The following is a 12,002-nucleotide window of genomic DNA, read 5'->3' on the forward strand; positions in this document are numbered from 1 at the left end:
CTGTGCGCCGCCAGGGACTCGAACCCCGGACCCGCTGATTAAGAGTCAGCTGCTCTAACCAACTGAGCTAGCGGCGCCTGCTGACGTCGTAGACCTTAGCACCAGCATCGGCGGGAGCGGAAATCGATAGGTCCCGCCCGTGCCCCCGACCTGCACGGACCGCCCGCACCGCCGCCCAGAGCAGCTCCCGGGCGCCCGTCGGACGGGCCGCCGCCGCGTCCGGGGGGACGAGCCAGCGCGCGCCCGGCCCGCCGGGGAGCGGCGGCGCCGGAACGCCCACGACGTCCCCGAGCCCGTAGCCGAGGAGCGGAGGGACGGCCTCCGCGTCCGGCTGGCCGTGCCACTCCTCCCAGCGCAGCAGTGCGGGCAGCCGCCGCGCCGTACCGGGCAGGGCGAAGAACAGCGCCCGCCCCCGGTCCACGGCCACCGGCCCCGGCCCCGCCGTCGCGTCCCCCGTCGACGCCAGGTGCCCGACCATCCGGCGGCCGAACACCGCCGGGACGCTCACGACGTCGAACACCGTGCCGCACGGCAGCGGCTGCGTCCGGTCCGGGAACGCCGCCCACAGCGCCCGGACGCTGCGCGGGAAGGGGCTGGCCGAGGCGAGCCAGGCGGCGCCGTCGAGCGGGAGACCGTCCGCACAGAAGGAGATGCTCATGACATATACATGTACCCGGAGTGCTCACGTCATCACGGAAGATGAGCAAAGGCCGGACACACGGCCCCCATCTGCGCTACCGTACGCCGCTCCGCGCGCCCCCACGCCTCCGTCCCGGTCGGGGCGACCGGCCCCGCCCCGGCGCGTGTCGCTCAGGGGCTGCCGTCGGGGGTGGCGTCACGCAGCAGCTGCTTGCCGAAGGCGACCATGCGGCGCGCGTAGTCCTCCGTCCACTCGGCGCGGTCCGCGATGGCGGCGTCCGGCAGCCGGTCGAAGCGGCGCGGGTCCGCCAGCTGGGCCGCCGCCATCGCCTGGTACTCCATGGCCCGGTCCGCCGCCGCCTGGAAGGCGACCGCCAGTTCCGTCGCACGCGACAGCAGCTCCCGTGGATCGGCGATCGACTCCAGGTCGAAGAAGTGCTCCGCCTCCTCCGCGCTCGCGGCGGGCTCGAAGATCAGCGGGGCGGGCCGCCGGAAGGAAGGAGCCGAGTCCGGCTCGGGCATGAACGTACCTCCACGTCGTAGACCGACGACCATTGTCCCGCGAACCCCCGCGAACTGTCTGCCCCCGGGGCCCGCCCGTGGCTCAGGCCGGGACCCGGTGCGCGGACAGCTCCGCGAGAACGGCCTGCTGGGCGGCCCAGCCGTCGGGGAAACGGACGTCCACCCCGAGCTGCACCGGCTCCGCCGAGGGGTGCTCGTCGAGCAGCTCCGCGACGCCCGCCCGGCACACCACGACGCACGCGTGCCGGTGCCGGGATGCCAGCACGCACAGCCGGCCGGTCTCCAGGTGGAAGGCCGTGGCGTCCGGCCGGCCGGACAGCGGGTGCAGCACCACGGTGACGTCGTACTCGCGGCCCTGGAGCCGGTTGGCGGTGTCCACCGTGACGCCCTCCACACCGCGCCCGGCCAGGGCCGTGCGGACGGCCGCCGCCTGGTCCCGGTGCGCGGTGCCCACGGCGATCCGGTCGGCCGTCAGGGGGGTCGGACCGGTGCCCCGCTCGTCCGTCGTCAGCCCCGCGCGCTCCAGTAGCCGGTGCACGACGGCGGCGACGGCGGCGACGGCCTCCGGGTCCGTGCGCGGCGTGTGGCGGGCGGGCAGCTCCAGCAGCCCCCAGCCCGCGTCGGCGGCCCGTTCCAGCACCCGGTCGACGGCCGAGCCGTCGGGGCGCACGCCGAAGGCCAGCCGCCGGTCCCCGGGCCCGGTGCCGCTGCGGAACGGGGTGTAGGGGTAGAACGCCGACGACACCAGCGGAGCCGCCGACGCGGGCAGCCGCCACGACACCGGCAGCCGGTGCTGCGGCAGCCCCGGGTGATGGGCCAGCAGGGCCGAGACGGCGCTCGCCGACGGGTCGTAGGACAGGCCCGCCCACTGCTCCGTGCCGACCTGGCTGAACGGGTCGAGCTGCCCCGGATCGCCGACGAACAGGGCCCGCTCGAACAGCCGGGCCACAGCCAGCAGCGCGTCGGAGCGCATCTGGTACGCCTCGTCGACGATGGCGTGCCGCCACGGCTCGGCGACGGCGTCGCCCCGCACGTGGGCCCACTTCGCGGCGGTGGAGACGACGACGGCCTGCTCCGCCAGGTCGGCGATCCTCGCCGAGGCGCGGACGGCCGGGTGCCGGTCCAGCGCCGGGTCGTAGGCGGCCGGGTCGCTGCTGTGCAGCCGCCCGACGGGGAGGTCGGGATCGGCGACGGCCAGCCGGTCCACCAGGTCGTCCACCTGGGCGTTCGTCTGGGCCACGATCATCAGCGGACGGCCCGCGGCGGCCAGCTCGCGGGCGGCGCGCACCACGAGCGTCGACTTGCCCGCGCCGGGCGGCGAGTCGACGACGACGCCGCGCTCCCGCCCGTGCAGGGTGTCGGCGAGGATGGCGGCGGTGGCGGCGGACGCGGCGGCGCCCGGGTCGTCCCCGGCCGTCCGCGCGCCGGTCACGGATGCGGAGACCGTCACAGCAGGTCCTCCTCGGTGGCGGGGTCGGGGGGCTCGGGCCGCGCCTCGCCGGGCGGGCCGCCGTGCGTCCAGGGGGTGTCCTCCGGGTCCGGCAGGTCGGGGCCGCCGCGCGGATGGTGCTCGAACAGCGTCCAGCACACCGCCTCGCCCGGCTCCGGGACGGTGCCCGGCGCCGGCTCCTTCCCGCGCCCCATGCCCCCGGTGAGCCGGACGGTGACCAGGCCGGGGCCGGGGAGCTCGGCGCACTCGCCCGGCTGGGCCCGGCCGTCGGCCAGCGCCCGCCACACCTTCGTGCCCTCGCCGAGCTGCGGGGTGTCGTCGGTGCGGAGCGTCACCAGGGGGCGCGGCATCGGCCGCTTGCCCGTCGAGTACGCCGGGCGCACCTCGGTCACCGTGCCGCTGAACGCCTCACCGGCCAGCCGCCGGGCGGCCATGACCAGCGGATCGTCCAGCGCCTCCTGCGCGGCCAGCCGGGCCTGGTCCCGCTCGCGGGCGGCGAGCTTGCGGGCGGCCGTCACCGCGTCGTCGCGCCGGGGCTGCGGCGGCTCGCCGGCCCGCAGCCGGTCGCGGTGGGCGGTGTAGGACCAGCGGTCCCCCTCCCAGCGCCCGGTGACGCGTTCCCCCGGCGGCAGCTCCCGCAGCAGCGCGAGCGCCTCCCACATCGCGTCCCACGTGGGGCGGAGCTGCCCGGCCAGGACGTTCCGGATCTCGGCGTCCGCCCCGAAGACCCCGGCGTCGTAGCGGGCCACGGCGGGGGCGAGGACCCTGTTGTCGAACGCCGGATCGGTGGCGGGACCGGCCGGGGGCACCAGCAGCCGCCCCGCCTCGTCCCGTGCCGTCTCGGCCCGCAGCGCGGCCTCGGCGCCGCTCGGCCCGTCCGCGCGGAGCCAGCCGAGCAGGGCGCCCAGGTGCTGGTCCTCCAGCGGGCTCTGGCCGGTGGCCCAGTGCCGGGTCAGCAGGTCGGTGACGGCCAGCAGCAGCGAGGAGCCGGGCACCCGGGACCGCTCGCCGTAGTGCGTGAGCCACCGCCCGAGCAGCGGCACCCGGGAGGGCGCGGGATACGGCGTGTCCGGATCCTCCTCGGCGGTGCGGCGGAAGCGCATCGAGCGGCCCAGCAGCCGGACGAAGGCGACGCCGCCGGAGTTGGGCACCAGGAGCTGCGGGGCGTCCCGGCACAGCTCGGCCTCCTCCCCGGAGCGCCGGGCGACGGCCTCCACCTCGTCCTGCGCCGACTCCAGGTGCGGCAGCATGACGTCGGCGAGCTCGGCGAGGAAGCGGAACCGCAGGTCACGGTCGCGCGGCTGGGCGACGGTGAGCAGTACCGGCTGCTCGGGGTCGGTGCCGAGCATGGCGCCGAGCGGGGCTCCGGCCTCACCGGCCGTCGTCAGCGGGACGAGGACCAGCGGCCGGTCGGTCAGATGGCGGTGCCGGACGGTGGCCAGCGGCCGGGCCCGTCCCGCCGCCGCGGCCTCCATGCGGGCGAGGGTGGCGAGCAGCGTCATCGCGCTTCACCCGCCCGGGGCGCGGCGTCGGCCAGCGCCTCGGCGCGCAGCCGGGCGGCGCGGCGCAGCGCGGCGACCGCCGGGTCGGCCCCGCCGTCCGGGGCTCCGTCCGGCGTTCCGTCCGGCGCGGGGGTGTCCGCGTGGGCGGCGGCCAGCACGGCCTCGATCGTCGTCAGCGACCCCAGCTCGCCCCGGACGGCCCGCCCCAGCACCGTGACGTCACCGGCCTGCCGCGCCCGCGCCCGGCAGTGGAAGGCCAACTCGCAGGTGGCCAGGCACTCGGGGGCGTAGGCGGCGGGCACCCGGGCCACGGCCTCGGCCAGCTCCTCGCCCGGCCGGTCGGGGTCGAAGGTGACGTCCGGCGGCAGGGCGGCGGCGATGTCCGCCAGCCGGGTCAGCCGCGCGAGCTGGCGGCGGACGGCGGCGAGCTGGCGGCGCAGGTCGACGGCGGCGGCCGTGGGCAGGTTGGAGAAGTCCTTGGGGCACACCAGCAGGACGACGTCCGCGAGCCGGTCGGCGTCCCCGCGCTCCTCGAGGGCCAGCGCGTAGACGGCCGCCTGCCGCACCGCGCCGCCGACCTTCGCCGGGTCGGCGGTGCCGTCCAGGATGGGGAAGGACTTGACCTCCACCACCGTGCGGGTGCCGTCCGGCGCGACGACGAGGGCGTCCGGTTCCAGATGGACGGGCGAACCGGCGACGCGCAGCTCCAGGATCGGGTGCACCAGCACCGTCCACACCCCCGCGCCCGCCGCGTCGGCCTCCGCCAGGGCGAGCGCGGTGCGGGCCGCGCGGCCGGCGGGGCCGTCCGCCGTCAGCTCGGGCTGCTCGACGGCGGCGGGCTCGGGCGAGCGGTCCCCGGTCGCGGCCCGCAGCATCCGCACCAGCTCGGCGCAGCCGTCGGCGTGTACCCGGGCCTCGAAGGCGTGGCCGCGCGAGAAGGCGAACTGGGACTGGCCGAACGGCGCGGGCGCGCCCAGGGCGCGGGCCAGGGCCGTCTTGTCCACCCCGGCGCCGTCCAGCAGGGCCCGGCGTCGGCAGCCGGGGTTGGCGGCCAGCGCGGACAGGGCCCGGGCGTCCAGCGGCCGGGGCGGGTGCCCGGCACCGCGCAGCTGCGCCAGGCGCCGCCGCAGACCGCCCGCGCCCTGCGCGGGCACGGCGGGCCGGGCGCCGTCCGGACGTGGCAAGTGGTTCACGTGCGTCACCCGGGGCAGTCTGGCATCCTCGGCTGACAACCCGTACGACCGGGAGGTTCCGGCCCATGGCTCCGCGCATTCTGCTCGTCCGGCACGGTCAGACGGAGTGGTCGCGGCTCGGCCGGCACACCGGGCGCACCGATCTCCCGCTGCTCGACGAGGGCCGCCGGACGGCGAAGCTGCTCGGGGAGCGGCTGCACCGCTCCCCGTGGGACGGGCTGCCGGACGTCGAGGTCCGTACCAGCCCCCTCAGCCGGGCGGCCCAGACCTGCGAGCTGGCCGGATTCGGCGACCGCGCGCGGCCCTGGACCGTTCTCATGGAGTGGGACTACGGCCGCTACGAGGGGCTGACCAGCGAGCGGATCAAGGAGGAGGCCGGGCCGGACTGGGTGATCTGGCGGGACGGCGTGCCGGGCGGCGAGACGCTCGCCGAGGTCACGGCCCGGGCCGACGAGGTGGTCGGCTGGGCGCGCTCGGCCGACCGGGACGTCCTGGTCTTCGCCCACGGTCACATCCTGCGGGCGCTCGGTGCCCGCTGGCTCGGCCAGGACATCGGCTTCGGGGCCCGCATCGGGCTCGCCGCCTGCGGCTTCTCCGTCCTCGGCTGGGCCTACGGCGAACCGGCCCTCAGCCGCTGGAACGACACCGGCCACCTGGACCCTCGTCCCTGAACCCCTCCTGCGGGGAGAGCGCGGCCGGTGCCTGCGCCTCCCGCACGCGGTCGAGGAACAGGGCGACGTCCGGCTCGCGCTGGTGCGGCAGCAGCCGCCCCGCGGTGCGTCGCAGCATGGCCTGGATGCGGGAGGAGCGCACGGACGTCAGCAGGTCCAGCGCCCGTCCGCCGTGCGCGGCGGCCTCGTCGGGGGCGTGCGCCGCCGCCAGGTCGTCGGCCAGCTCGGCCGTGAACAGGGCGGTGTTGCGCACGAAGTGCGGCGACTGGAGGGCCACCGCGCGGCGCGCGCACACCCCGGCTCTGCCGTAGTCGCCGAGGGCCGCCCAGCACTGCGCCTCCAGACCGGCGATCTCCGCCTCGCCGAAGAAGCTCATCCACTCGGGGTCGGCCTCGGCGGCGCCCTGGGCGAAGAGATCGTGCGCCCGGCCCAGGGCCTCCTGGCAGCCGCTGCGGTCGCCGAGCCCGCTGCGCCCGCCCGCCTCACGCAGCGTCAGCAGGGCCAGCAGCCGGGGGGAGCCCAGCCCGGCGGCGGCACGCTGGCCCGCCTGCGCCGCGCGTACCGCCTCGCGGGGGCGGCCGGCGTCGCGGGCGAGGAACGCGGTGTTGCTGAAGGCGTGCGCCTCCAGGCCGGCGTCCCCGGCGACCCTGGCGGTGGCCAGTGCTTCGGCGTAGTGGGAGCGGGCGTCCTCGATGCGGCCTGAGTCGTGAGCCAACCAGCCCACCGACAGCGCCAGTTCACCGGCTCCGCGGTGCAGGCGGTCGGCGACCGACTGGCGGCGGACACCGGCGTCGAGCAGCCGGTAGGCGCCGCGCAGCGCGGTACCCGCCTGCCGGTACAGGGCGCCCGCCCCGTGCTGGTCGTCGATGAGCCGGATGCGGCGCACCGCTTGCTCGACGGCCTCGGCCTCACTCTCACCGGCCTTGCCGGGCATGCCTGGCGCGGCCCAGGCTTCGGCCTGCCCCGGGGTCAGCCCCAGGGTCGCGGCCAGGGCGGCGGGGCCGCCCGTCATGAACGCGCGACGCAGCACGTCGCTCTCCTCGTCACTGTGCAGAAGGGTCTGGGTGGGGCCGGGGGTGAGCGGTTCGTCCGTCACCTCCGGCTGCCCCGGTGCCTGGGGAGCACGGGGCCGTGCGACTGCCGTCCCGTCGCCGTGCGCGCCCCGCCCGCGCGCCCTCCGCCCCCGGACGGACTCCCGTGGCGCGAACCCCAGATCGGTCAGGGTGCGCCCCGGGAACATGTGCAGGAACACGCGTTCATAGGCGTAGTTGGGGCACCGGATCTCCCCGGCCTCCACCCGCCCGACGTACCGGGCGTCGCACGATACCCGCTCCCCGATCTCGCGCGCCGCCCGCCGGACGGCGGCCGCGAACTCCCCCGGGGAGCGCGGCCCGCGCAGCTCCCGGAACACGGTGTTGGGCCGCGGTGCCGGGGTGTGGGACGGCGGAACCGGTCCGGAACCCGATGACGTAGAAGGTGACGACGCCATGCCCCGGAAGGTACACGGTATGAGACGTGCGCCACACCAATTCGTCCGCACCGTGCAGGAACCGGCCGCTTCTCAGGGGCTTGTGCCGTGGTACCGGCCGCGATCTGCCGTGTTCTGCCATGAAACGCCATGCTCCGCCGCCGCTCGCGCCGTAGCCCCGGGCGGGGTCCGCCCGTTGGACTCAGCACGAAGCACAGCTGCGTGATGCGGAGGAGTGGTCCCCTTGCTGGACACCGACGGACCGCGAACCACGGCACGGTCAGGCCCGCCCCCGGGCCCCGGCACCGGACCGGCGGACACCGCACGGACGGGCGTCCCACGGACGGACGTCGTCCGGCCGAGGCCCCTGCGGCCCGTCGCCGGGGAGCCGTGCGACCTGGTGACCGTCCCGGCCCGGGAGGGACTGGAGGCCGCCGACATCCTGCGTCTGTGGGACAGCGCCGGACCCGTGCTGCACGACGGCTCCGGAGCCACCCTCGGCTTCCTCGTACCGCCCGGGACCGCCGACGGCTGGGACTTGCCGGGCAGCGCCTGCGCCCCCACCCGCGTCCCGGCCGCCGGGAGCAGCGGTGCGACCCCGCCGCCCGTCACCGGCGCGTGCTGGCTCCTTCCCCCGGAAGGCGCCTGCGCCCCGGCCACCGAGCCCGCGCTGCTGCGCGCGGCCCTGCGCGAGGCGGCCCGCGTCATCGAGGTGGCCGACCGCTGCCGCTGACGTCCGCCGGCGGCTCGCGCGCCGACAGCGCGTCGGCCGGGACGGGCCCGCCGTGCGCCCGGCGCGCGGCGGCCGGGATACTGGGCCCATGGCGAGCAGGGCCGGACAGCGGCAGCGGGGCGGCCGCGAGGCGGTCACCGAGCGGGTGGCCGGCGGCCTGGCCCGGCTGGAGCCCGACCCGGACCGGCCGCGGGGCTGGACGCTGACGCTCGACGGGGCCCCGCAGTCCTCCGTCGACCTCGCCGACCCCACCCACCTCGGCTTCGCCTACCAGCGCCGCATCGGGCACGCCGCCGACGTCGCCGTGGCGCCCGCGCCGGGGAGTCCGCTGCGCGCCGTGCACCTGGGCGGCGGCGCGCTCAGCCTGCCCCGCTACGTCGCCGCCACCCGTCCCCGCTCGACCCAGCAGGTCGTCGAGGTGGACCGGGAGCTGACCGCGTTCGTGCGGCGGGCCCTGCCGTGGGACGCCGGCCAGCGCATCCGGGTACGCGGCGCCGACGCCCGCGCCGGGCTCGCCAAGGTGCCCGACGGGTGGGCGGACCTCGTCGTCGCGGACGTCTTCGACGGCGCCCGCACGCCCGCGCACCTGGGCACCGTCGAGTTCCTGACGGACGTGCGCAGGGCCCTGGACCCCGACGGGCTGTACGTCGTCAACGTGACCGACGGGCCTCCGCTGGCCCACCTGCGCGCCCAGATCGCCACCGTGCTGGCCGTCTTCCCCGAGGTGTGCGTGACGGCCGATCCCGCCGTGCTGCGGGGCCGTCGCTTCGGCAACGCCGTCCTGCTGGCGGCCGCCCGGCCGCTGCCCGTGGCCGAGCTGACCCGACGGGCCGCCGCCGACCCCCACCCGGCCCGGCTCGAACACGGCCGCGCGCTGGCCGACTTCACCGGCGGGGCCCGCCCGGTCACCGACGCGACCGCGCGCCCCTCCCCGCCGCCGCCCCCGGGCACCTTCGCCTGAGGCCGCCCGTCCGAGGGACGCCGCCGGGCACACCGCCGGGCGCGGTCAGCGCTCGTCGACCTGCACCCGGGGCGGGCCGTCGTGCCAGGTGCAGAAGACGGACGAGGACCGGTCACCCTGGCTGAACGTCACCCGCACCCACTGCTCCTGCGTCCACACCTGCACCTCCCAGCCGGAGTGCGGGGTCGCCGAGACCAGCGACGCCGAGTCGGCGCGCAGGTCGAAGGCGACGCGCCCGCCGTCGGCGGTGTAGCTGCGCACCTCGCCCTGACCCTCGCCGGGCGCGTGTGCGGGGGCGTCCTCGGGCGCCTCCCCGGTGGGCGGCTCCTCGGCCGGTGTCTCCTGCGGTGGCGTGGGCTCGGCGGGCTCCTCGCCTCCGCCGTCCTCCCCGTCGTCCCTCTCGCCGTCGTCCCCGGGGACGACGGGCGACGCGGCGGGCTCCTGCGGTGCGGGGGAGCCGGGCGGCCGGTGCGTGGCGGAGGACTCGGGCGGCGTCCCGGAGGCCGACTCGGCGGCCTTCGCCCGCGCGACGGGCGTCGCCACCGGCGGGTCGTAGGCCGTGCCGGTGATGACGGTGTGCACGCCGAACCACGACAGCGTCACCGCCGCTCCGGTGGCCAGGAGCCAGGCCCCGCCCTGGAGCCATCCTTGTCGCATCGGAACACCCTAATGGCGGAGCGCGCAGGTGGGTGCGTAGCGTGCCGCGCATGGCACGCGTCCTCGTCGTCGAAGACGACCCGTTCGTACGGTCCGCCCTGATCCGGCACCTGGGCGAGGCCGGGCACAGCGTCCGCAGCGTCGGCACGGCCCTCGCGGCGCTGCGCGAGGTCGCGCAGATCGGCTTCGACGTCGTCGTCCTCGACCTCGGGCTGCCGGACCTGGACGGTGCCGAGGCGCTGAAGATGCTCCGGGGCGTCACCCAGACGCCCGTCATCATCGCGACCGCGCGGGACGACGAGGCCGAGATCGTCCGGCTCCTCAACGACGGCGCGGACGACTACCTCGTCAAGCCCTTCTCCGTGGAGCACCTCTCGGCCCGCATGGCGGCCGTGCTGCGCCGGGCCGGCGGCGGCACCGGCGGCGCGGCGGCCGAGGCCGTCCTGCGCGTCGGCGGGCTGGCCGTCGACCCGTTGCGCCGTCAGGCCCACCTCGACGGCACGCCGCTCGACCTCACCCGGCGCGAGTTCGACCTGCTCGCCTTCCTCGCGGCCCGCCCCGGTGTCGTCGTCCCGCGCCGGGAGCTGCTCGCGGAGGTGTGGCGGCAGTCCTACGGCGACGACCAGACGATCGACGTCCACCTCTCCTGGTTGCGTCGCAAGCTGGGCGAGACGGCCGCCCGGCCGCGCTATCTGCACACCCTGCGCGGCGTCGGCGTCAAGCTGGAGGCACCGGCGGAGGCCGCCCGGTGAGATGGGCGCTGGTGAAGGTGTCGCTGGCGGTGACCGTGATGGTGGTCATCGCCTTCGCCGTCCCGCTGGGCCTGGTCGTCCGCGAGCTGGCCCGCGACCGCGCCTTCGTCGACGCGGAACGCCAGGCCGCCGCCGTCTCCCCGGCGCTGGCCATCACCGCCGAACGCGAGCAGCTCCAGCGGGCCGTGGCGAGCACCCAGGCCGGGGCGGACGGCCGGCTCGCCGTGCGCGTCCCCGCAGCCGACGGCGGGGCCCCGACGGAGATCGGGACGATGCGCGCCTCGGCCGACGCCCTGAGCGGGAACCGGGCGACGATCGTCGGGGTCGACGGCGGCTACGCCCTGCTGCGGCCGACGGCCGTGGACGCGGGCCGGATCGCCGTCGTGGAGGTCTTCGTGCCGCACGGCGAGGTCGGCCGGGGCGTGACGACGGCCTGGCTGCTGCTCGGCGGCGTCGGGCTCGCCCTGGTCGTCGGCTCCGTGGCCATCGCCGACCGGCTCGGCACCCGGCTGGTCCGCCCCGCCGAGCACCTCGCCGCCGCCGCGAGGGACCTGGGCGAGGGGCGGCTGGGCACCCGGGTGCCCGAACAGGGCCCGGCGGAACTGCGGGACGCGGCGGTCGCGTTCAACTCCATGGCCGACCAGGTCGTGCGGCTCCTCGCCAACGAACGCGAGCTGGCCGCCGACCTCTCGCACCGGCTGCGCACCCCGCTCACCGTGCTGCGCCTGAACGCCGCCTCGCTCGGCCGGGGGGACGCCGCCGAGCAGACCCGGCACGCCGTCGCCCAGCTGGAGGGCGAGGTCGACCGCATCATCCGCACGGCGCGTGAGCAGAAGCCGCAGTCGCCGGGCAACGGGGCGAGTGCCGCCTGCGACGCGGCCGAGGTCGTGCGCGAGCGGATGGCGTTCTGGTCCGCCCTCGCGGAGGACGAGGACCGCCGCGTCCGCGTCGCCGGGGTGGAGCGGCCGGTGCGGGTGCCCGTCGCGCGCGCCGACCTGGCCGCCGCCCTCGACGCCATGCTCGGCAACGTCTTCCGGCACACCCCGCAGGGCACCGCCTTCTCCGTGGACGTCCACAACGGCGACGACGCCGTCATCGTGCTCGTCTCCGACGCGGGCCCCGGCATCCCCGACCCGGCCGCCGCGCTGCGCCGTGGCCACGGCGACGGCGGCCCCGGATCGACGGGGCTCGGGCTGGACATCGTGCGCCGCCTCGCGGAGTCCACCGGCGGCGACGTCCGCATCGGCCACTCGGTCCTCGGCGGGACGGAGGTGCGGATCTGGCTCGCCCCGCACGGCCCGCACGGCCGGTCGGGCGCCCGGGCCCGGGGCGGACGGGCCCGCCGTCGGGGCGCCGGGCCCGGGTCGTCGCGTCCACCCGTCCCGTCCGATCCCGCCGGCTGAGGGTGCGTCCGCCCGCCGGTCCCCACCGACCGGCGGGCGGACGCCGGGAGG

General features: G+C 77.5%; 12 protein-coding genes and 1 tRNA gene. 5 read left to right on the top strand and 8 right to left on the bottom strand.

The window, feature by feature from the left end:
• Positions 1-3: 3 nt before the first annotated feature.
• The 6 genes from V6D49_RS18880 to V6D49_RS18905 form a co-directional block, all read right to left on the bottom strand.
• Positions 4-77 (bottom strand) — tRNA-Lys (locus tag V6D49_RS18880).
• A complete protein-coding gene (locus tag V6D49_RS18885; RefSeq protein ID WP_340561319.1) occupies positions 68-658 on the bottom strand; it encodes a hypothetical protein in 591 nt (196 codons plus the stop codon). Before V6D49_RS18885 ends, V6D49_RS18880 begins: the two co-directional genes overlap by 10 nt.
• Positions 659-810: 152 nt before the next feature.
• The gene (locus V6D49_RS18890) at positions 811-1,161 is read right to left on the bottom strand and encodes a hypothetical protein (RefSeq protein WP_340561321.1); all 351 of its coding nucleotides are present in this window, start codon (positions 1,159-1,161) and stop codon (positions 811-813) included.
• An 82-nt stretch (positions 1,162-1,243) separates the two neighbouring features.
• Positions 1,244-2,611, bottom strand: a complete 1,368-nt coding sequence (locus V6D49_RS18895; RefSeq protein WP_340561323.1) for an AAA domain-containing protein — start codon at positions 2,609-2,611, stop codon at positions 1,244-1,246.
• Positions 2,608-4,113, bottom strand: coding sequence for a hypothetical protein (locus V6D49_RS18900; protein WP_340561325.1), 1,506 nt, complete (start codon positions 4,111-4,113; stop codon positions 2,608-2,610). The genes V6D49_RS18895 and V6D49_RS18900 overlap by 4 nt, the downstream gene beginning before the upstream one ends.
• Positions 4,110-5,297, bottom strand: coding sequence for a hypothetical protein (locus V6D49_RS18905; protein WP_340564125.1), 1,188 nt, complete (start codon positions 5,295-5,297; stop codon positions 4,110-4,112). Before V6D49_RS18905 ends, V6D49_RS18900 begins: the two co-directional genes overlap by 4 nt.
• Positions 5,298-5,371: 74 nt before the next feature.
• On the opposite strand from V6D49_RS18905, the gene V6D49_RS18910 reads away from it, so the two are divergent.
• The gene (locus tag V6D49_RS18910) at positions 5,372-5,977 is read left to right on the top strand and encodes a histidine phosphatase family protein (RefSeq protein ID WP_340561327.1); all 606 of its coding nucleotides are present in this window, start codon (positions 5,372-5,374) and stop codon (positions 5,975-5,977) included.
• On the opposite strand, the gene V6D49_RS18915 is transcribed toward V6D49_RS18910, so the two are convergent.
• Positions 5,934-7,466, bottom strand: a complete 1,533-nt coding sequence (locus V6D49_RS18915; RefSeq protein ID WP_340561329.1) for a hypothetical protein — start codon at positions 7,464-7,466, stop codon at positions 5,934-5,936. The genes V6D49_RS18910 and V6D49_RS18915 overlap by 44 nt on opposite strands.
• Before the next feature lie 223 nt (positions 7,467-7,689).
• Here V6D49_RS18915 and V6D49_RS18920 point away from each other — a divergent pair, with 223 nt between their 5' ends.
• Both V6D49_RS18920 and V6D49_RS18925 read left to right on the top strand, forming a co-directional pair.
• The gene (locus V6D49_RS18920; RefSeq protein ID WP_445330548.1) at positions 7,690-8,178 is read left to right on the top strand and encodes a hypothetical protein; all 489 of its coding nucleotides are present in this window, start codon (positions 7,690-7,692) and stop codon (positions 8,176-8,178) included.
• 88 nt (positions 8,179-8,266) lie between these two features.
• A complete protein-coding gene (locus V6D49_RS18925) occupies positions 8,267-9,139 on the top strand; it encodes a spermidine synthase (protein WP_340561331.1) in 873 nt (290 codons plus the stop codon).
• 45 nt (positions 9,140-9,184) lie between these two features.
• Here the strand turns inward: V6D49_RS18925 and V6D49_RS18930 are convergent, their stop codons facing one another.
• Positions 9,185-9,796, bottom strand: coding sequence for a hypothetical protein (locus V6D49_RS18930; RefSeq protein ID WP_340561333.1), 612 nt, complete (start codon positions 9,794-9,796; stop codon positions 9,185-9,187).
• A gap of 50 nt (positions 9,797-9,846) precedes the next feature.
• Between V6D49_RS18930 and V6D49_RS18935 the strand changes: the two genes are divergently transcribed.
• Together V6D49_RS18935 and V6D49_RS18940 are read left to right on the top strand one after the other, a co-directional pair.
• On the top strand, positions 9,847-10,548 hold the full coding sequence (locus V6D49_RS18935) for a response regulator transcription factor (RefSeq protein WP_340561335.1): 702 nt from the start codon (positions 9,847-9,849) through the stop codon (positions 10,546-10,548).
• Positions 10,545-11,951, top strand: a complete 1,407-nt coding sequence (locus V6D49_RS18940) for a sensor histidine kinase (RefSeq protein ID WP_340561337.1) — start codon at positions 10,545-10,547, stop codon at positions 11,949-11,951. The genes V6D49_RS18935 and V6D49_RS18940 overlap by 4 nt, the downstream gene beginning before the upstream one ends.
• Positions 11,952-12,002: the final 51 nt, after the last annotated feature.

Origin of the sequence: Streptomyces sp. GSL17-111 (assembly GCF_037911585.1) — a bacterium.
Lineage (GTDB): Bacteria > Actinomycetota > Actinomycetes > Streptomycetales > Streptomycetaceae > Streptomyces.